This window comes from Clostridium sp. MCC328 (assembly GCF_018785465.1).
GTDB classification, from domain to species: domain Bacteria; phylum Bacillota; class Clostridia; order Lachnospirales; family Lachnospiraceae; genus Pilosibacter; species Pilosibacter fragilis.
Genome location: NZ_WQPW01000002.1, coordinates 22,084 through 43,132 on the forward strand (window position 1 = coordinate 22,084; position 21,049 = coordinate 43,132).

The 21,049-nt window shown below is 36.2% G+C and carries 22 protein-coding genes; 16 read left to right on the forward strand and 6 right to left on the reverse strand.

Annotated features, from left to right (window positions below):
• Positions 1-4: 4 nt before the first annotated feature.
• From GPK83_RS00540 to GPK83_RS00600, 13 genes are read left to right on the forward strand one after another with little or no spacing between them, the layout of a single operon-like run.
• Complete coding sequence (locus GPK83_RS00540) at positions 5-1,315, forward strand: HAD-IIIA family hydrolase (protein WP_215703726.1); 1,311 nt, start codon at positions 5-7, stop codon at positions 1,313-1,315.
• Positions 1,316-1,335: 20 nt separating this feature from the next.
• A complete protein-coding gene (locus tag GPK83_RS00545) occupies positions 1,336-1,893 on the forward strand; it encodes an SIS domain-containing protein (protein WP_215703727.1) in 558 nt (185 codons plus the stop codon).
• 20 nt (positions 1,894-1,913) lie between these two features.
• Complete coding sequence (locus tag GPK83_RS00550) at positions 1,914-2,675, forward strand: WecB/TagA/CpsF family glycosyltransferase (protein WP_345941738.1); 762 nt, start codon at positions 1,914-1,916, stop codon at positions 2,673-2,675.
• Positions 2,676-2,716: 41 nt separating this feature from the next.
• Positions 2,717-3,643: a glycosyltransferase gene (locus GPK83_RS00555; protein ID WP_215703728.1), complete on the forward strand. Its 927-nt coding sequence runs from the start codon at positions 2,717-2,719 to the stop codon at positions 3,641-3,643.
• Complete coding sequence (locus GPK83_RS00560) at positions 3,643-4,467, forward strand: glycosyltransferase family 2 protein (protein ID WP_215703729.1); 825 nt, start codon at positions 3,643-3,645, stop codon at positions 4,465-4,467. The genes GPK83_RS00555 and GPK83_RS00560 overlap by 1 nt, the downstream gene beginning before the upstream one ends.
• 37 nt (positions 4,468-4,504) lie before the next feature.
• Complete coding sequence (locus GPK83_RS00565) at positions 4,505-5,560, forward strand: glycosyltransferase family 4 protein (RefSeq protein WP_215703730.1); 1,056 nt, start codon at positions 4,505-4,507, stop codon at positions 5,558-5,560.
• 1 nt (position 5,561) lies between these two features.
• Positions 5,562-6,692 (forward strand): EpsG family protein, encoded by a 1,131-nt coding sequence (locus GPK83_RS00570; RefSeq protein WP_215703731.1) that lies wholly within the window; start codon positions 5,562-5,564, stop codon positions 6,690-6,692.
• 28 nt (positions 6,693-6,720) lie between these two features.
• A complete protein-coding gene (locus GPK83_RS00575) occupies positions 6,721-7,818 on the forward strand; it encodes a glycosyltransferase (RefSeq protein WP_215703732.1) in 1,098 nt (365 codons plus the stop codon).
• Positions 7,819-7,831: 13 nt separating this feature from the next.
• Positions 7,832-8,797: a hypothetical protein gene (locus GPK83_RS00580; RefSeq protein ID WP_215703733.1), complete on the forward strand. Its 966-nt coding sequence runs from the start codon at positions 7,832-7,834 to the stop codon at positions 8,795-8,797.
• Position 8,798: 1 nt separating this feature from the next.
• The gene (locus GPK83_RS00585) at positions 8,799-10,016 is read left to right on the forward strand and encodes a CDP-glycerol glycerophosphotransferase family protein (RefSeq protein WP_215703734.1); all 1,218 of its coding nucleotides are present in this window, start codon (positions 8,799-8,801) and stop codon (positions 10,014-10,016) included.
• A 29-nt stretch (positions 10,017-10,045) separates the two neighbouring features.
• Complete coding sequence (locus tag GPK83_RS00590) at positions 10,046-11,482, forward strand: lipopolysaccharide biosynthesis protein (RefSeq protein ID WP_215703735.1); 1,437 nt, start codon at positions 10,046-10,048, stop codon at positions 11,480-11,482.
• Between the two features lie 60 nt (positions 11,483-11,542).
• The gene (locus tag GPK83_RS00595) at positions 11,543-13,165 is read left to right on the forward strand and encodes a sulfatase-like hydrolase/transferase (RefSeq protein ID WP_215703736.1); all 1,623 of its coding nucleotides are present in this window, start codon (positions 11,543-11,545) and stop codon (positions 13,163-13,165) included.
• Positions 13,166-13,183: 18 nt separating this feature from the next.
• Entirely contained in the window at positions 13,184-13,561 is a 378-nt protein-coding gene (locus GPK83_RS00600; RefSeq protein ID WP_252196180.1) for a 2-C-methyl-D-erythritol 4-phosphate cytidylyltransferase, read from the forward strand.
• Between the two features lie 186 nt (positions 13,562-13,747).
• On the opposite strand, the gene GPK83_RS00605 is transcribed toward GPK83_RS00600, so the two are convergent.
• From GPK83_RS00605 to GPK83_RS00615, 4 genes are all read right to left on the reverse strand, one after another.
• Entirely contained in the window at positions 13,748-14,554 is an 807-nt protein-coding gene (locus tag GPK83_RS00605; RefSeq protein WP_215703737.1) for an AAA family ATPase, read from the reverse strand.
• Complete coding sequence (locus GPK83_RS00610; RefSeq protein WP_252196181.1) at positions 14,554-15,498, reverse strand: DDE-type integrase/transposase/recombinase; 945 nt, start codon at positions 15,496-15,498, stop codon at positions 14,554-14,556. Before GPK83_RS00610 ends, GPK83_RS00605 begins: the two co-directional genes overlap by 1 nt.
• A complete protein-coding gene (locus GPK83_RS16730) occupies positions 15,495-15,821 on the reverse strand; it encodes a helix-turn-helix domain-containing protein (RefSeq protein WP_252196182.1) in 327 nt (108 codons plus the stop codon). Before GPK83_RS16730 ends, GPK83_RS00610 begins: the two co-directional genes overlap by 4 nt.
• Before the next feature lie 75 nt (positions 15,822-15,896).
• Positions 15,897-16,454: a DUF6431 domain-containing protein gene (locus GPK83_RS00615; RefSeq protein ID WP_215703738.1), complete on the reverse strand. Its 558-nt coding sequence runs from the start codon at positions 16,452-16,454 to the stop codon at positions 15,897-15,899.
• Between the two features lie 315 nt (positions 16,455-16,769).
• Between GPK83_RS00615 and GPK83_RS00620 the strand changes: the two genes are divergently transcribed.
• From GPK83_RS00620 to GPK83_RS00630, 3 genes are read left to right on the forward strand one after another with little or no spacing between them, the layout of a single operon-like run.
• Entirely contained in the window at positions 16,770-17,009 is a 240-nt protein-coding gene (locus GPK83_RS00620) for a hypothetical protein (protein WP_215703739.1), read from the forward strand.
• An 11-nt stretch (positions 17,010-17,020) separates the two neighbouring features.
• Positions 17,021-17,743, forward strand: coding sequence for an IspD/TarI family cytidylyltransferase (locus GPK83_RS00625; RefSeq protein WP_215703740.1), 723 nt, complete (start codon positions 17,021-17,023; stop codon positions 17,741-17,743).
• 8 nt (positions 17,744-17,751) lie between these two features.
• Positions 17,752-18,780, forward strand: a complete 1,029-nt coding sequence (locus tag GPK83_RS00630; RefSeq protein WP_215703741.1) for an NAD(P)-dependent oxidoreductase — start codon at positions 17,752-17,754, stop codon at positions 18,778-18,780.
• 215 nt (positions 18,781-18,995) lie between these two features.
• Here GPK83_RS00630 and GPK83_RS00635 read toward each other — a convergent pair whose 3' ends face one another.
• Positions 18,996-19,784: a transposase gene (locus tag GPK83_RS00635; protein ID WP_345941739.1), complete on the reverse strand. Its 789-nt coding sequence runs from the start codon at positions 19,782-19,784 to the stop codon at positions 18,996-18,998.
• Positions 19,777-20,643: a transposase gene (locus GPK83_RS00640; RefSeq protein ID WP_252196183.1), complete on the reverse strand. Its 867-nt coding sequence runs from the start codon at positions 20,641-20,643 to the stop codon at positions 19,777-19,779. Before GPK83_RS00640 ends, GPK83_RS00635 begins: the two co-directional genes overlap by 8 nt.
• Positions 20,644-21,049: the final 406 nt, after the last annotated feature.

Here is a 21,049-nt window from a genome sequence, read left to right on the forward strand (position 1 = left end):
AAAGATGGAAAGACAGTATATTGCCGTTATTCAAGCAGGGGGAAAAGGAACACGAATGCGTGAATTGACGCATGATGAAATTCCGAAGCCACTGTTATTGGTTAATGGAAAGCCTATGATAGAGTGGCAAATTCTCCAACTGAAGGAGTACGGAATAAAAGAGTTTGTGCTAATAACTGGGCATTTGGGCGAAAAAATCGAAGAATATTTCTCGGACGGCTCTAAGTTGGGTGTGAGTATAGCGTATATCCGAGAAAGCATTCCACTTGGTTCAGCAGGTGCACTGTATTATGTAAAAAGGTATGCAAAAAACAAAGATGTAATTCTTGTTTTTGGCGATGTAATGTTTGAACTAGATTGGAATCGCTTTCTTTCATTTCACGAGCAAAAAAATGGAGTGGTAACACTCTTAGCACATCCAAATGCTCATCCATATGATTCGGATTTGCTTATTGTGGATAAAGATGACAGGGTGACCGGAATCGATTCTAAAAATAGCATAAGGGATTACAATTATAAAAATTGTGTAAATGCAGGACTCTCAATCTTTAAAAGTAGTCTGCTGACGCAAATAACAGAAGAAAAAGGGGTGGATTACGAGTCGCAGCTAGTAAAGCCATTAATGGGAAATGGACACGTCTTTGCATATAACACGCCAGAGTATGTTAAAGATGCAGGGACACCTGATCGGTTTACAGCGGTGTGCAAAGAACAGCTTGATGGTGTCTGGGATGCCAAGTGCCTGAAAAACAAACAGAAAGCCGTATTTCTTGATAGGGACGGTACAATCAATGAGCATAAGGGCTTTCTGAAAAGTGTTGATGAATTCGAGCTTATTCAAGGGGCGGCTGAAGGTATAAGACTGTTGAATCAGTCTCCATATTTGGTGATTGTTGCAACGAACCAACCGGTTGTTGCAAGAGGTGAATGTACCTTTGAAGAACTTGATAACATCCATAAAAAGATGGAAACAGACCTTGGAAGAAAAGGCGCATTTTTGAATGATATTTTCTTCTGCCCGCATCACCCACATAAGGGATATTTGGGTGAAGTACCGGAGCTAAAGATTGATTGTGACTGCAGAAAGCCCAAAATTGGAATGCTTCAAAGAGCAGCAGACAAGTATAATATCGACTTGACTCAATCCTGGTATGTTGGAGATACGACAATAGATATTCAGACTGGAATCAATGCAGGAATGAGGACGGTTCTTGTGAAAACAGGGGAAGCTGGCAAAGACGGAAAGTATGATGTTGTACCAACATCAGAAAAAGAAAATTTATTAGAGGCGGTTCAGTTTATTTTAAGCAATTGAATAGAAAGGAATATTCACAAATGGACTATACTAAGGCACTTAATGCTTACCGTGAGCGTGAGATGGCTGTACTCGAAGGGCTTGATTTGAATTCGATTAGTTGTGTTATGAATATCTTAGAAGATGCTCGTTTGCAGGGAAAAAAAATCTTCATTTGTGGTAATGGTGGATCGGCTGCAACGGCAAGCCATTATTGTTGTGACTTTAATAAGGGTGTAAGTGAAAATCAGAATGTTAAATACAATTTTGAATGCTTGAATGACAACATCCCGACATTAATGGCGGTTGCAAATGACATTGGTTATGAAGAAGTGTTCAGATTTCCACTTAAAAATAAAATGAAGAGTGGAGATATTTTGATTGGTATTTCTGGATCAGGTAATTCTAAGAATGTTGTCAATGCGATTGAGTATGCGAAAAGCATCGGTGGTACAACGATTGCTATTGTTGGATACTCTGGCGGAAAAATGAAAGAAATGGCCGATTATAATATTCATGTAAATATCAATGATATGCAGATTTCTGAAGATATCCATATGATGTTGGATCACATGATGATGTATGTTCTAAGCCATTAAAAGTTAGTGAGGAGAAGATAGTGGTAGTTGATACTAATAGAATTGAATTCTTAAATACATACATTGATAATCTGACTGCGTCCGAAGCAAAAAATGCAGTCGATAGTTTGATTCAGGCTGGCGGCAATCATTATGTAGTAACTCCGAATTCTGATATTGTGGTTAAAATGCAGGACGATACGGAATTAAAAGAAATCTGTGATAAAGCAGATCTGATTTTGACCGATGGACAAATTGTAGTCAAACTTTCGCGGTATTTAGGTAATCCAATCAAAGAACGTGTATGTATGACAGACTTTGTCTGGGATGTTTTTGACCTAGCAATTAAAAAAGATTATAGGGTGTTCTTGTTTGGCGGTAAGGAAGATGTTTTATTCAAGGCAACGGAAAATATAAAAAAGAGGTTGCCTGAATTAAATATTGTGGATTCCTATTCGCCTCCATTCGGATTTGAAAAAAATGAGGAAATGTTAGAAGAAGCTAATAGGCGAATCAAAGCTAGTGATGCAGATATTTTAATCGTTTTCCTTGGATGTCCGAAGCAGGAAAAGTTCATTTACCAGAATAAAGATAAATATCAAGTGCCAATTTCAATTACCATGGGTGGCTGTGTCGATTTCATAGCTGGGAAAGTGAAGCGGGCACCGCTTTGGATGCAGAATATTGGACTGGAATGGTTCTATCGTTTCTTACAAGAGCCGAAGAGAATGTTCCGTAGATACTTTGTTGACGATATAAGAATTTTTGAATTAGCAAGGAAGTATCAAAAACATAACAGTTAATACAATGTATACAGGATCATTGTAAAGGGGGAATTCTTGGAATGATAGGTGGTATTGCTGCTGGTATAGTGGTGTTTAATGCTGAGAAGGAACGACTTGAAAAAAATATATCCCGTTTAAAAAAGCAAGTGAAGGATATATATATATTTGATAATTCTGATATATCAGATGGCGATTACGATGGTGTCACTTATCTTTCAGAAAATAAAAATTGTGGCATAGCATATGCGCTTAATCGAATCATGGAGCAGGCAAAGGCTGATGGATATAAGTGGCTGATAACTATGGACCAGGACTCATTGATTCCAGATGGGATGGTTCATGGTTTTGAAGAGAGTATAAGAACACACGAAAATATTGGTATTGTTTGCCCACAGGTTATCGACAGGCGAAGGACATATCTACAGGCAGAAGATAATGAAGCGGAAGAGTATGTGAATTTCTGTATTACATCTGCATCGTGTACATCAATAGAAGCTTGGGAAAAATGTGGAAAGTTTGACGAATGGATGTTTATAGATCTTGTTGATAACGACTTTTGCAAGAGAATTACGCTAAGTGGATACAAAATTTTGAAACTCAACAAGTGGATTTTGGATCAGGAGTTTGGAAAAATAACTCCCAAAAGTGAGTGGAAACAACAATTCTGGGTTGGCGTGAGCAAAATTATGCATAATCAGAATTTTGCGAAATTTTCATATAAAAAATCAGTAAGTCCTTTAAGAGTTTACTATACAAATAGAAATATTATTTATGTGAATAAAAAATTAAAAAAATATGGCTCGGTAGGATATGAAAACTATAATTGCAAAGGCTATATTGGTTTTGTTATTTCATTTATGATACCAAGTATTCTTAGGGCTGGGAAAAAAATAGATGTATTAAAGGCTACCGTTAAAGGCGTTAAAGATGGTATGGCAGCTACACCAAGTGAATGGTCAGTTAAAGGGAAAAATATGGTGGAGTAATGGAAAAAATATATGCAGGAATTGTAACGTTCAATCCAGATATTGAACGTCTAAAAGAAAATGTTTGTGCAATATGTATCCAAGTTCCTGAGGTCGTAATTTTTGATAATGGATCAAGTAATTTTGCAGATATACAGGAGTGCATATCGGTATTTCATAATGCGATTTTAATTCATTCAGATGAAAATATAGGTATAGCCGCGGCACTGAATCGACTAATGCAATGGGGATCCAATAATAATTATGACTGGATGCTTAGTTTGGATCAAGATTCTGTATGTGATGCATCATATGTCAATAAAATGAAACAGTATTTAGATGTAGAGCCTTTACTAGGGATTGTTGCACCTGTTATTGTTGACAGAAATGTCGGAGTAGTTGGTCATAATCCCAATAAAGAATATTGTCATGTTAATACTTGCATTACGTCAGGTGCATTTTCAAAAATTGAGTATTGGAAACAAATCGGTGAATATGATGAAAGCATGTTTATAGATTCTGTCGATTTTGAATATTGTTATCGCATGCGAAAAAATGGGTATGGGGTAATTCAAGTAAAAGACGTTCATCTTTTGCATGAGTTGGGAAATAGTGTTAAATGTCGTTTTTTATTTTGGAAGATAGATGTTACAGGACATTCTGCATTTAGAAAATATTATATTGCCAGGAATAATGTATATTATCCGAAAAAGCATCATTTATGGATTCGCTTTATACGAGGAAATTATCGAAATTTAAAGATGATTGCTATTGTTCTTTTGTATGAAGATAATAAGAAAGAAAAAATACGTTCAATTTTATCAGGGTGGAAAAATGCGTATTGAGAAAGGAAAAATGATTTCATAATCATATAGTAAGAAAATGCTTATAGATTTTATTTTGCCTCCGATAGGCTCATCTGGAGGAATTGATGTGGTATATAAATATGCTGATTTGCTTATAAAAAGAGGTCACGATGTTCGAGTGTATAAAGAAATTAAAGCAAGTAATATGCATCGATATAAAAGTGCCTTTGTAAATGGAATACATCAAGCTTATTGTACAGTAAAAGCAATTTTTAATTATAAGAAATATAGCAATAAGATAGATCATTTTGTTTGGAAAATTACAGATAAATCTATTCGAGCTGCTGATGTAATTATTGCTACGGCTTGGCCAACAGCCTATAAGGTAGATCGGTTATCGCCTGAAAAAGGGGAAAAATTCTATTTTATTCAGGACTTTGAAATATGGGATAATGAAGAGATTGTAAAAAAGTCATATGAGTTACCATTAAATAAAATTGTTGTTTCGTCTTGGATTAATCAAAAGTTGAAACAGAATCTGGGGATAGGACCATATCCAGTTGTTTACAACGGTTTAGATACAGAGATATATCATCATGTAAATATTGATAAAGATACTAATGACATATGTTTTTTAATGCTAAATCATACATTACCTAAAAAGGGGGTTGCTGAAGGAATTAAAGTATTTGAAAAAATCAGAGAAAAATATCCTAACAGCAAATTGAGAATGTTCGGATTCTGCGATAGTTCAAACATTCCATCTTATGTTGAATATCATCAGAATCCAACAAAAGCAGAACTGGTTAAAATGTATTCAGAGTCAGATATTTTTATTTTCCCGAGTTTAGAGGAAGGCTGGGGGCTTACTCCTTTGGAAGCAATGGCTTGTGGTTGTCTTGTTGTGGGAACTAATGTGGGCTTCGTACAAGATATTGGAGTTCATAAAGGGAATATGATGATTTCAGAGCCTGGAAACATTGAACAGATGATTCAAAATATAGAAAAACTTATAGTTGATAAAGCATTACAAAAAAGTATTCAAAATGAAATGAAAAATGTAATTATGACATTAGATTGGGAAAAGTCTGTGGAAAAATTAGAAAAGATATTTTCTCAACAAGAGGGTTAAGATGATTGTTGGATGTATTACAATATTGCTATTTTTGATGAGTATATTTTCAAAAAAGAATAAAGCTCTGTACATAGTTCTATTTATTTGGATGTGGATTTTAATGGCATTTACCACAGGAATTGCAGATGAACAGGAAGTATACATGAGTAGGTATGCTTCCCCGGAATTATGGGCGGGAAATAGTGAAATTTTATACAATGCAATCATTTTGCTATTCCGAAAAGCCGGGTGTACGTTTTATCAATACAAGGCCATAATTACTTTTATTCAGCTATTACTAATTTTTACAACAGTTTGGAAACTTTCAAAGTATCCGAATATAGTATGTTGTTTGTACATGATATATCCATTTCCTTTAAATATTGCTCAGATGCGTCATGCTTTGGCAACGGCCATATTTGTTTTTGCAATTCGTTATCTATTTGAGGACGACAAGGTTTTGATAAAAATTAACAAATTTAAGCTATCGCGAAGTGATTTTAAATATATTTGTTTGATCTTGATTGCAGCATGCATACATTCTGCCAGCTTGATTTGGCTTGTTTTGTTAGTGGCTAAAAAATTTGATCTCAAAACGAATATTGTTTTTACAGCATTTTTTAACTTCCTAATAGTATTTTTACTTTCGCCCCAAAATATTATGAAAATACTTGAAGTATTTGGTGCAGGCAGTCGAATGGGAGCTTACTTTTCTGCTGAATATCAATCATCTTCTTGGAGACATTATGGTGGTGCATTATTAAATGTTACATTTACGGCAGCATTGCTTATTTTCTTATGTTTTTACATACTGAATAAAAAATCCGGCTATGTTAATAAGAGCCAAGTTATGCTCGCAATGAAAGCTAACATTAGTATTCTTTGCATATATGGACTGATTATAAAATATACAGGTGAGGTTTATAGATTACAAGAGTCAATGACTATTATGAACTTAATTATTTTGTTTAATGCATTAAAATCAGATGGTTTATCTAAAAGAAAAATATCAAAAAATAATGCGTTAGTATTTATGGGTGTGTTTGTGTTCATACTGGGAATAGCGTACATTTCTGTTGGTATGTATTTGATTCCTACGATTTTAAAACCCATCTTACAAAATAATATACTTATAAATAGTATTTTCTAGCGAGCTTACGAACTAAAGGAATTTGACGATGAGAATTTTAGTTACAGGATTATGTGGAAACTATGGAGGAGTAGAATCATTCTTCTATGGATATTTTAACGAAATAATTAAAATTGATGAAGATATTACCTTTGATGTTTTAGGTTATAAAGGTGTTGTCGATGCAGACAAAGTTATCGCAGCTGGTGGTAGTGTTTTTACGGTAAGCAGTTTTTCTAAGAACGAAATTAAGAATTTTATGGAAAAACATGCCCCTGATTATGATGTGCTGTGGAGTTTGGCTGTTGATTTGAGTACGATTAACATTATTAAGTATGCAAAAATTTACGGTATTAAAAAAATAATTTTACATAGTCACTGCTCTTCTATGATGGGAACGGGAGCCAATAAAATAAAAAAGACTTTTTTCCATTATATTCATAGGATAGAGATAAAGAAATATGTTACAGATTATTGGGCATGTTCAGATTTTGCTGCTAAATGGATGTTTCCGAAAAATGTTGTAAAAACTAAAGTGGTATATATTCCTAATGCAATCGATGGCAATAAGTACAGATTTAATGAAGAACTAAGAAACAAAAAAAGACGTGAAATCGGCTGTAACGAAACGTTGGCGATAGGATTTATTGGAAGGTTAAGCCCTGAAAAAAATCCAATATTTTCAATAAAAGTATGTGAAGAAATCAACAAGCAAAAAGATTGCATACTTTATATTATTGGAAAAGGACCGCTTGAAAATCAACTAAAGGAAGCTATTAAAAATCATAATTTAGAAGCTCACGTGAAATTATTGGGACTCAGAAATGATGTAAATGAATTAATGCAAGCCTTAGATTATGTAATTATTCCATCATATTTTGAAGGTATGCCTATGGTGGCTATTGAGGCACAGACATCAGGATTGCCGTTAGTTGCTGCATCAGAAGGAATAACAAAACAGATATGTGTATTAGATACAACAAAGATGTTACGACTGGCTGATGGAGCAAAAAAGTGGGCAGAAACAATAGTAAATGGAAAAGCGGAAGAACGAGAAAAGGCATATGTGATTATGTCCGCAAATGGTTTTAATTTGCCTGAGGCAGCAATTCAATTATGCAAATTATTAAAACAGATGTCACTATAAGAGGATTGAAGGTATGGCGAAGATTCATGTTCAGTATTATTATTTGGGATTGAGGGAAAAAAGTGATCCGGATGATTTCTTTTACCTAACAGATAATTATAATTTTAAGGAAATCGAATTTCCTTTTGGAAAAAGATATTGGGCTGCAGATCCGTTTATTGTAGAAAATGGTGAGGATGTATATATTTTCTATGAATATTTTGATGAATTTAGAGGTAAGGGATCGATTGCTTGTAGCAAAGTCGTAGATAATGTTGCAAGTAAACCAGTCATCATTATCGATGAGGCATTTCATTTATCATTTCCAATGATTTTTGAGAACAAAAATCATTTATATATGATACCGGAGAGTGAGGCATCAAATAGCGTTATTTTGTATAAATGTATTTCGTTCCCATACAAATGGGAAAAAGATAAAGTGATTTTAAATAATGTGAAGGCATGCGATAGCGTTGTTTTTCAAAATGACTTGGGACAGTATCTGTTTATAACCTCACTAATGGATGAGAAAAGTACTAACGAAAGAAAAAATTTCTGTTATGTACATAATGTGATGTATGAGTTAGATGAAGACCTTAATATTATTCCCGATAGCAAAAGGGAACTATCAGAAGGCGATTATGGCATACGCAATGCGGGTAAAGTAATTAAAACTAAAAGTAATTTAATTCGTATAGCTCAAAATTGTACGGAAGGTATGTATGGGAAAGGACTGGTCTTTTGGGCGTTGGATTCGTACAATCCTTATAAAGAGCATGAGTTGGCAAATATAGATTATAAAAAAGCATGTAATCATATAATGCATATTGATCATAATGGAAAAATAGAGGGAATACACACATACAACTGTTCTGCTCATTATGAAATCATAGATTTTATGATCTTTAACGAACTACCTGTTTACTATAAATTGTATTATTTTCTTGGAAATAGGATTTTCAAAATAATCACGAAAATTGAAAGGTTTATAAAAAGCTAAAATGGTTATCTACAATAAAATAAAAAAGAACATAAAGGAAAAGACTTTTTGGCCTAAAATACATGACAAGTGTTTCTTTTTGATTCAACCGGTGTTTTCTTGCGTTTTTCGTCAATTGCCAATAGATGATTCTAAAATTACGTTTGATAGTTTTGAGGGAACTGGATTTGGTGGTGATCCTAAATTTATATGCGAGGAATTGTTGCAAAGAAAACTCAATCTGAAAATTATTTGGTTTGTAAGGAAGTATCATGATAATTTTCCAGACGGGGTTACGCAGGTTAAAATCAATTCTATCAGGGCTATATATCATCAATCCACGGCAAAAGTGTGGGTAGATAATACCAGAACTGGACATAGGACAAAGAAAAGACCGAGTCAAAAATATATGCAAACATGGCATGGAAATCTTCTTGGGAAAAAATGTGAAAAAGATGCAGAAGATAAACTGTGGCCTGGGTATATTCCGGTAGCTCAATATGATGGTATGATCACAAATGCATTTATAGTTGCAAATAGACAAAGCTTGGATTTGGCCAAACGATCATTTTGGCTTAATGATAAAGTGGAATATTTAAAAATAGGAGCTCCATCAATAGATCCATTATTTTGTGCAAAAAATGACGTTTCAATAAAGAAAAAAGTTAAACAAAAATTTGGAATATCAGAGGAAACCTATATTGTTTTGTATGCTCCATCATTTAGAGATGATGGCTCTCTTGATGGATATAAATTGGACTTCCAGAAATTGATACATGCATTTGAAAATAACACTCGACGAAAATGTGTTATGTTAATAAGATTTCACCCAGATGTCGTACAACATGAAAAATCATTTGCTTTTACAGATAATCTAATAAATGCTACTCGATATGAAGATCTTAAAGAGTTGTCGCTAACTGCGGATTGCTTAATAACGGATTATTCCTCTGTCGCATATGATTTTCTGATATTAAGAAAACCTATTTTTCGTATTTGCTTAGATTTTGAGAAGTATAAGCAACTACGAGGCGTATATGATGAATTTTATCAGCTCCCGTATGGCATTTGTCTGTCAAATGAGCAAGCAATTGAAGCCGTAAATCGTTTTAGCAATGAAGAATACCAGATTAAATTGGATGATTACTTTAAAATAAACACCATGTATGATAATGGTATGGCATCAAAACATGCGGCTGATTGGATTTGTTCGCAATTGGGTATAGACGATGAATTTTAATCGAAATTATGGAGGAAGAAATTTGATTTATGCGTAACAATAGCATTATTAGTGGTGTGTTTTGGACAATGGGTGAAAGATGCATAGCTCAAATAGTTTCTTTCGTTGTTTCAATTGTCTTGGCGAGGTTATTGTCACCAACAGATTATGGTGTGGTAGCTATTTTACTAATATTTATAAGTATAGCAGATGTTTTTGTATCAAATGGTTTTGGAGCAGCGTTAATTCAAAAAAAGGATGCAGATCAGTTGGACTTTTCAACACTACTGATATGTAGTGTTATATCGTCGATAGTAATTTATTTTATAATTTATTTTTTAGCACCTATAATTGCAAGCTTTTACAATAATGAAAGTATTGTACCATTGATGCGTGTTATGGCCTTACGAATCCCAATAAGTGGCTATAATACAATTCAACGTGCGTATATTTCAAGAAATATGATGTTTAAAAAATTCTTTTTTTCAACGCTTGGCGGTACAGTAGTTTCAGCAATTATAGGTATTATAATGGCATATAAAGGTTTTGGAGCATGGGCATTAGTGGCACAAAATTTGGGTAATACGATTGTAGATACGATTGTTTTATCGATTACAATTGATTGGAAACCATCTTTTAGGTTTAAGTTAGAACGTGCAATAAGCTTAATGTCATATGGATGGAAAGTTTTATGCACAAGCGTAATTGGGACTTTCTTCGATCAACTACAATCATTGGTAATAGGAAAAGCGTTTTCATCGGCAGATTTGGCCTATTATAACAAAGGAAATCAATTACCATCTTTGGTTTCTTCAAATGTAAGTAATTCAGTAATGACAGTTTTGTTTCCGGCATTTGCTAATTATAGTGATGATTACGATTCAATTAGGAACATAACAAGAAGAGCGATTAGGATGATGACATATATTTCCTTTCCCATAATGATAGGATTAGCCATGACAGCAAAACCTTTAATTATTTTGCTCCTTACAGAAAAGTGGGAACCGTCTATTGAGTACATGAAAATATTAAGTATTTCTGTAGCATTTGGCTTAGTAGGTGATACTGGACTTCAAACTATCAAGGCAATTGGAAGAAGCGATGTGTTATTGAAATTAGAGTTTGTGAAAAAACCAGTGTTTTTAATTCTTTTAGTTCTGGGATTAAATTATGGAACTATGGGGGTTGCTGTAACAACTGCAATTTATTCTTTCTATGCAATGCTTATGAATTTTGGAACGATGGGAAAGCTTATAAATTATCGTTTTAGCGAGCAAGTTAAAGATGTGTTGAGTGTTGCAATTCTGTCATTGATAATGGGAGTTGCAGTTTATATTTGTGGCTTAATGACGTTTTATAATTATGTTTTAGAAATAGTAATCAAGGCTTGTGTAGGAGTAGCGGTTTATATCTTGATTTCATCAATTACTAGAAGCCAAGAATTTATCTATTTAGTAAGTTTTGCTAAGAAGAAATTTATTAAATAATTAGAGATATGTAACAGTAAAATAGAACAACTAAATGAAGATGCGAGGTAAGTTCTTTTTATGAAAAATAAATTGCGTATAGCACAGTTTTTTAAATATATATTTTTTCTTGTTCTATTTTTACAAGTTACATATATGTATAAAAAAACAATACTTATATTAGTTGGTCTTGTAGAATTAACTTTAATTCTACTTGCAAGCGGATATTTAGTTTCCATTAACAAAATATTGGGATATTTAATAAACTGTATTTTACTTTTAATCATTGGAATTGAGATTATAGTATATCGTTTTGCGGGAAACTTTGTCTCATTGATAATGGTGACTAACTTAGAGTCTATACAGGGAATTAGTGGAAAAGCTATACTGTATTTGTTATATATTATTCCTTTCATAGTCGCATTGTGCATTCCAACTCCTAAAATAGAGGGGAGGTTTTATAAGTCGTTTTCTAAATGTGGTTTAGTATGTGTTTTACTACTCATGGAATTTATAATATGGAATTCCGGAGAAAATGCTTCACCTATTGAAAATAGTATTTTACTATTTAGAAATATCTATGCAAGACAAGCAAGGTACAATAAAATTGCACAAAGTGGTAACTCTGATTTTGAGATGTTAGATTCGATGTTTTATAAGGATACAATCGGAAATTATGTATCATCTCCGTTACAAAAGAAAAATCCAGATGTTGTGCTTATTTTTACAGAAGGATTATCCCAAAATATTATAGATGATGAAAGAAATATAATGCCTAATGTTCGTATGTACGAAGATAAGTCGTTGAATTTTACAAACTATTATAATCACACGGCAGCAACTTATAGGGGACTCATTGGACAATTATATTCAGGGCATCAATATAATAACAATGATGAAAATACTTTGATTTCGCTTCAGAAAATAATGCATGATAATGTCTATCAAACAACACTGATTAATACGGAACCAAACAATCAGGATTTTACAAATTATTTAAAAACATTTGATTTCGATCGAATTATTACATCGAATAATACGAATACATGGTTAAGAGATGATGAGGCGTATGAATTGCTTGAGAATGAAGTGAAAGAGTCCTATGAAAATAGCAAGCCTGATTTTATTGTTATATATACGTTTGGCACACATGCAACTTTTGATGAATCAAAAGTTAAATATGGAGATGGAAAAAACGGGCTGTTAAATAGGTTTGCAAATGCAGACTACTATTTTGGCGAATTCATGAAAAATTTTGAAAATAATGATAAATACAACGATTTGGTGGTTGTTTTTACTACGGATCATTGTACGTACGAAGATGAAGATTTTATTAGGACATTTGAGCCAAGTTATACAAGAGAGGACTATTTTTGTGATCAAATTCCTTTGTTGATTTGGTACAACAAAATAGAAGCACAAGAAATTAATGCCGAAGGAAGAAATAGCTTATGCTTTGCACCAACATTATTGGATTTTCTTGATATTGATGGGGATAACTATTTTTTAGGGGACTCCCTTTTCTCAAATAACGATGTAAATAACTTAATTGATAAAGTATACGCAATACCTGATGAGGAACGTTATCGCATTACAAGTGAAAGTGGTATATCCGAATTAGATGAGGCAGAATTCAATATTGTAAATCCAATAATAAAGGGCTATTTGTCATATACAATAAAAGCAAAAGAAATAGTTTATTGACTGTATATTAATAATCGAATGGAGAAAAATGAAATGAACATTGCTGTTATTTTTGCAGGAGGCGTTGGAAGCCGAATGCACAGTAAAGAGAGACCAAAACAGTTCTTAGAAATGTATAATAAGCCAATCATTATTCATACACTGGAACATTTTGAAAAGCATAAAGATATCGATGCGATTGTAGTTGTGCGTATTAATGGCTGGATTCAATATTTAAAAGATTTGTTATACAAATTCCGAATCGAAAAAGTGAAATCAGTTGTTCCGGGCGGTACAACAGGACAGTTGTCTATTTACAATGGATTAAAAGCGGCAAAAGAGATAGCCGGAAATGAAAAAAGTATTGTCCTTATACATGATGGCGTTCGTCCTTTGATGTCAGACGGCACATTGTAAGAGGCACAAACCGCACTTTGATTTCGGCGAACTTGCCTTCCCGATCGTGCCGTATCGGCACTTGCCGCAGGTTCTCCGCGGCTTGCCCGCAGATTGTCGTAGCCTTGTTTGAAAGGCAGCTACGCTGCTTTTGAAATAAGGCCATGACCTGAGTCACGGCCTTAGAAATGCACTTTGAAAATCTCATCAATAAAGTCCCTGGTTATCAACAGCAGCACGGATGGTTTCGGCATCAATGACTTTCCTGTCCTGCTGGAAGCCGATGGTCAGGGCATCCGTCATCAGGTTGTCAATGAGCCGGGGATTCCCCTGCGTAAAGCTGTGTGCTGCAGCAAGTGCCGCCGGCTCAATGATGGTGGAAGCGGCACCTGCCAGCTGAAGCTTGTGCAGGATGTACTTTGAAACTTCATTATCAGAAAGCCCGGCGTAGTTGTAGTGGACAGTGATCCGCTGCCGGAGTGCTTCATGCACTGGTTTGCGGAGTGTGTCATTGAGATGGGATTCCCCGCACAGGATCAGTGTAAAGTAATTTACGGAATCATAGCCGTAGTTCATGAGCATCTTGATATCGTTCAGGATTCCGGTGTTCAGGTACTGTGCTTCATCAATTGCAAGGAGCAGGGGTTGGCGTTTTTCTTTGTAAAGATAGGTGATCTGCTCCTGGATGGCCTTGAACATACCGGTCTTACCGCCTTTGTCGGAGACCCCGAGGATAGAACAGAGCTGCTTGTAAAAGTCAGCCACGCTAATGGTGGACAGGCACAGATATTCCATGTGGAAGAGGCTTGGATTCAGGCTGGAAGCAAAACACCGCAGACAAAAAGACTTTCCCATACCCGGTCTGGCAGTAAATACTCCGATTCCCCGGATATCTTTAAGATAATTCAGACGGTTAGTCATTTCGGTGAAGTTCCTGGAAATAAAGTGGTCCTTTTCCTTCAGCTGTTGTTTGTCGAAAGGATTGAAGGTGAGTCCGTAGTAGGAGTTGTACATCAGGCATCACCTCCGGCTCTGGAATAATCGATACCAGGAAGATTGTTCCTTTTCGTATGGCAGTTTTCATTGCGGTTGGTCCTGCGGATGGGGAACTTCTTACCATCCGACAGAATGTAAGCGGAATCCATGTCATCCGGAAGATAGCGGATATCCACCTTTGCAGAGATGAACTGCATGGGAACATCGTAGCAGACAGAGTCGATGGTAATGGTAGAATCTTTGCGGACTTTGCGTGTGATGCGGTTATAAAAACAGTCATCCAGCCACTGTACAGACTGTGGTCTGCGGGGATGATCCTTAGAAGCCTGAAAACGCTCCATGGGAGTGGAGTTAATGCCCCTGTGGAAGGTGGTGTTATAGGACCGCATATAATCCCGTATCATCCCGTTGAACTGTGTCAGGGAAGTGATGGAACTGATATCAAGGGTATAGAGCCAGCGCTCCTTCAGGGTACGGAAATGGCGTTCCACCTTGCCCTTGCTAGCGCCATCACGGACCTTTGTGTGAAGGAGTAGAATGCCGAGGGAGACACAGATCATGGACAGCTGTTCATTTGAATAGCTGCAGCCGTTGTCAACGTAGAGCTTGTCCGGGATGCCATAGGCAGCGATGGCAGACTTGAGAACTTTCTGGAAGTTACAGGCATTGTCGTTATAGAACAGTTCTCCGCCGACCAGGAGCCTTGAGTGGTCATCAATGATCATGATGCAGTAAACGCGTCTGGTCTGACCGTTTTCCGTGATGTGGGGAAGGTAACAGGTATCCGCCTGCCAGATCTTGCCGAATTCGTCCTCTTCATAGGCCTTACGGTCCCGGAGGTTCGGATCTCTTGCCGATTTGAGATCGTTGAACCGGATAAAACGCTGCACGGAATCCACACTGACGGTTGCCGGGAGAAAGGATTCCTTCACGAGATGCTCATAAATCTGCGTGGCATTCATGCGTGGATGCTCCTTCTTGATCCGGTAGATTTCCGCGATGGACTCGTCATTGAGGGAACGGAAATCCCTTTGTCCGATCTGACAGTCGGCATCAGGGCATCCAGTCCACCGAGTTTGTACTGGGACTTCCATTTTTCCAGTGTTTTGTAGCTGTAGGTGACCGTGGAACCATCAGGAAGGGTCAGCGGGGACGCGGTGACCCTTTTGTAGTAAGCCGTAGCCGAGGCATCAGGATAAAGCCCCTGGATGACAGGAGCTATCAGGGCGAAGCGGAACTGAGCCACTTCGGCGTCATGTTTGAGAGTTTCAGTGTCTTTGCTCATGGGAAAAGCCTCCTTCTTAGGTTTTTCTTTATCATAAGCGGAGATCACGGAGCCATCCATCCCCCAGTCGTGTGGTCAGAAGATGGAGATGTCAGGAGCAAACACCAGCTGATGGTAGCGTGCGTTTTTCAGACCGGCAGGAACTGGATTTTTATGGGACTGTAGGAAGGAATACGTAAAACAACGGACAAACCTCATGGAGAAATCCGAGAAGGAGTCTGCCAGAAGGATGCCTTTGAGAAAGGAAAGGTCAGAGACTGCATAATTGTCCAGGAGCCCAAGCCAGTCCTGCTTGTGTGATTTCCATAAGGCGAGCCACTTGTAGAACTGGTTCTGTGAGATGCCATATCTTTCACAGAGCTGTTCCACGGTAAAACGGCCTGCAAAGTACTGTCCGAGAAGACGCAGAACAAAGAGCAGGCTGTAGACGGAATAGGGGATGATGACATCCGGAAGGACTGCATGAGCGTGCTCACAGCTGTCACAGAAGACCCTCATCACACAAAGACTGTATATTTCTGGAGCTCCGAACCGAAAATCAATCAGGGAACGGTCATAGTAGTCGTGGATATGACAGTTACCGGTGCTTCCACAGATGGGGCAGGTCTCAAGACAGGGCTGAAATTTATCCATGTAGGAGTCAAACAGAGATTTTGATGAAATTTTTATACGAAATATCTTGCATAACAGTAAGTTTTTTCTTATCATAGTAATTGCATAACGATGCGAAGTGACTGCTTATATGACAGGTAACCATTTATTAGGGCATGGCCCTGCAGAGGACCTGCTTTGCAGCACTTGAATTGGTGAAGAGAAAGAACGAACTGTAGGAGGGGCTGTTCTTTCTCTTTTTTATTGGTTACGAAAAGACTATATGGGAAAAAATGGGAATAGTCAATATAGCAGATAAAAACGTGCCGTAAAAAACAGCACGTTAAGATAGATGATATGAAGGAGATGCCGGATTTAATCTGCGGTAAAGCTGCGGTAGATAGGAACTATAATTCGACGCGTGACACACTAATTAGCGTTGATGGTGTAGCAGTCCCGGTTCCAGATAATGCAGAAGACATTTTAAAATGTATTTATAACGAAGATTGGAGAATTCCTAATCCGAATTGGAAATCAAATAGCGGCAAATGTAGTAAACTTTTGCCAAATGAGTATGGATATCAAAGTATTAAGTGAGGAATTGCGCTATGAAAAATATTGCTATTTTAACTGCTGGAGGAACGGGAACAAGGACACATCAAGACCTGCCCAAACAATTTTTAACTGTTGAAAATAAACCGATTCTTATATATACATTAGAAGCATTCCAACAGCATCCCAGTATTGATGAAATTTATGTTGCGTGCCTTGAAGGCTGGAGTGCAGTCCTTGATGCATATGCAAGACAGTTTAATATTACAAAACTTAAGAAAATTGTTACGGGAGGTTCCACTGGTCAGGAATCAATCTATAATGGTTTAAAAGCAATTAAGGAGGATCATGAATCGACAAGTGATATTGTTGTTATGATTCATGATGGTAATAGGCCGATGCTTCCGCAGGATGTGATTACAGATAATCTTGTAAAGCAAAAAAAATATGGTTCTGCGGTTGCCGTGATTCCTACTACAGAAGTAGTTTTTGTTTCAAAAGATGGTATAGAATCGAACGAAGCTTTAAATAGAGATGAACTGTGGCGAACCCAAACACCGCATTCGTACGCATTTGATGAACTGTGGAAGGTTCACAACCAAGCAATTAAAGATGGAGTAACCAATATGGCTGCCTCATGTTCATTGATGCAGAAATATGGCTATATGACTTATTTTTCAAAAGGATCGGAAAAAAATATTAAGATTACTACAGTAGAAGATATTGAGATTTTTAAAGCTTTATTAAATGCAAAGAATGATGAATGGATAAAAAAGTGAGGCGAATTATGAGGCTATTAGAATCTACACTTTACAAAGCAGATTTGCTGAGGGCGGTTGAAAATTCAGATTTAACTAAACTTGATGGAAAAAAAATATTTGTCACTGGTGGTTTAGGATTGATAGGTTCTGCAATAGTTGATGTGCTTGTTACGTATAATAAAATCGATAAGGTATACGTTGGAGCAAGAAGTGAAAAAGAATTCCAGTTTAGATTTGATGGATGTCATAAGGTTGAGTACGTTCACTATGATGCATTAAAAAAAATAGATTTGAATATAAAACCAGACTATATTATTTCTGGAGCTGGATTGGCTTCTCCAGAGTTATATACAGAAAAACCTGTGGAAACTATTTTGTCAAATTTTGATGGCGTACATGCACTATTGAATTATTCTAAGAATAATGGAACTCAAAGACTGCTTTATATTTCTTCAAGTGAAGTTTATGGAAACAAAAAGACGGTAGAGTCATTTATGGAAGGTGATTATGGCGAAGTAGATATTGACAATATTCGGTCTTCATATACTGTTGCTAAAAGAGCTTCGGAAATGCTGTGCAAGTCTTATGCGTCGGAATTTGGTGTGGATTGCGTAATTGCACGGCCAGGTCATATTTATGGACCGTCTGCAAAAAAAGCAGATAAACGTATCTCTTCTGATTTTGCATTTAAAGCAGCAACTGGAGAGAAACTTGTTATGAAAAGCTCTGGATTACAAAAAAGATCATATTGTTATTCGGTAGATTGTGCCATCCAAATACTTACAGCATTATTAAAAGGAGAAAAAGGGCAGGCATATAATATAGGCCATGATGAAATTACAACGATAAGACAGATGGCGAAAATATACGCTGAAGCAGGTAATGTGAAATTGATAATTGCTGATCCAACAGAGAATGAATTAAAAGCATTTAATCCAATGAATAATTCGTCGTTGAACAATAATAGAATTAAGCAATTGGGGTATAGAGATAGTTTCACTGTTGAAGAGGGACTTAAACATACAGTTTATATATTAAAGGAACTAATGGGATAATTTACGAAAATATTTGATTCCTGACTAAGACTTCCCATACCTAAAATGGGCTTCGCACCTTGAAAATTCAATATTTCAGCTAACAAAATAGTGATTTATGCTATTGCAACCTCTGGGTGAAGCGCATTACGCAGATATTCCGGCAGTCTTGCCTCAAAATCAACAGTGAAAGTTGCATATTCCGTTTGAATAGGGTTCTTCCGCAATCACCCGTTTTATCCATTTGACAATATAAGCTTTGCGGCTAATAGCTCCTTACCACAACGACCATACATGGTACGTTTTATCATTTTCAATTTGCTGTTTGTACCCTCAACAAAACCATTCGATAGGGGGCTGGCTACAGCATTTTCTACGGCAGATAAATCTTTCTCCAGTCCGGAAGCAAAACGGGAAAGTTCCTTAAGATCGCTGTTTTTATGTTTTTCAATAAACAGATATAAGCAAGGCATGCTTTTTCGTTGAAAAATTTCCCGAAATTCCCGAATACATGACATCAGAGTTCTAAGTTGCGGATAAGTCTCCACTAGATATGATTTATGGCTATCAGTTATCTCTTGATTCATCCAAAGAAAACGAAAAATACCATTTCTTGACAGGTGATCATATTTCTGAAGCTTTTTCTTTTTCTGAATTGCATCGGATGAGGAACTTTTATATACCGCAATATCAATATGAAAACGTTCGATGATCTTATTCATGTAATCATAAGCAGCTGTATGACCGCCCTTGTAACCTTTTGGGATGAGACGTCGTAAAACATCTTTTCTACTCACACCAGATGATAGTTCTTTGATGATATAATCATAAAATTGATCCATTCCGCTATAAAAGTGTTTGCAGCATAAAGAATCATAGTTACCTTCAAGATATTTCGCTACTGTATTCCTACTGCAATGAAGCATTTTAGATATTTCACATTTGTTGTACCCTGCTTCTGAGTATTCGTGGATCGCATTGTATAACTGTACACTTTTTTCATTGTAATCTAAAAGGTTATCCACATTGCAATGCATTTTTTTTACAAGTCTCTTCGAGCTCAGCGGTCATTTCCTTTTTTTCATAATTTATAGGAATTCGGACATCTACAGGAATAACAGAATTAACTGTGTTCCTAATAGCTTCCAAAAGGTTTTGATGCAGATGGAATCTATCCGCTATCTGCATAGCATCCGGCAAAATTTCCTGGATGGCAGATGAATAGGCATTTGCCCTGTCTCGTGTAACTGTTTTAATATGCTGATTATTCTTAAGCCATTCCTTGAGACTCATCCCATCACGCCCGTCAAGAATCGCAACAGATCTATGGGTAGCCTGATCTACAATGATCGTTCCATATGTATGTCGCTTTTTAAATGCAAAATCATCAACACCAATGACACTTCCACATTCTGAGACAGGCTGCAGACGATAACGTTTGGTTAAAAGGCGGATGACGCTGTCTCCACTGATTTGAAGATTCATTGCTCGACAGATACGGGCACATCCTTCACAACTGGTTTCCATGGCCAGCATGCAGATGAAATCAGCACATCGTTCTGTCATGCGTCCATAATAACTGAGAAACCCGTCAAAATCTTCAACAAATGTAACTTTTGAACAGGATTCATTATTACAAACATACTCATGAGCTGTTATATGAAGTCGTGCAGTTTTTCCAAGAATCGGCAAATCCTGAACCTTGCGTAAATATGTCCCATGATAAATTTGGGTTTCCTGACCACACTCTGGACATTTGGAAGAATGTGTTTTGGATCGCATTTTAATATGAATAGAACTGTCATCATGGTTAACAGAAGTAGTTGACAGCAACTCATCCGGGAAAAACATATCCAACTTTAACGAATCATTCTTCATTATCATATACCGCCTTTATTTGATACCAATATTTTATCACAGAAATAAATTCATTGGAAGTAAAAAACGGGTGATTGCGGAAGAACCCTGAATTTCCGAAAAGGATGCACTATTCAAACGGAATACTCAGATATGCATGTAATGAAAGAAATTACAATTATTTGCCATATGGCTATTGGCTTGCTAATTTGATATCGAAAAGATTAGATACGCTTAGAGAAAAAACACAAATTTTTCTTCCTGATGGAAAAGTACAGATTTTGGTGTCAGATGATGAGATTGTAGAGATATCTGTAAATGTTCAACATGTATTAAATGCTGATATGCAAAGACTAAATTAACCTGTTGTGCTAGATAAAATAATATAAAGAAACTTCAACAAAATGTGCTATCCTATTTGTAGGCAATACAA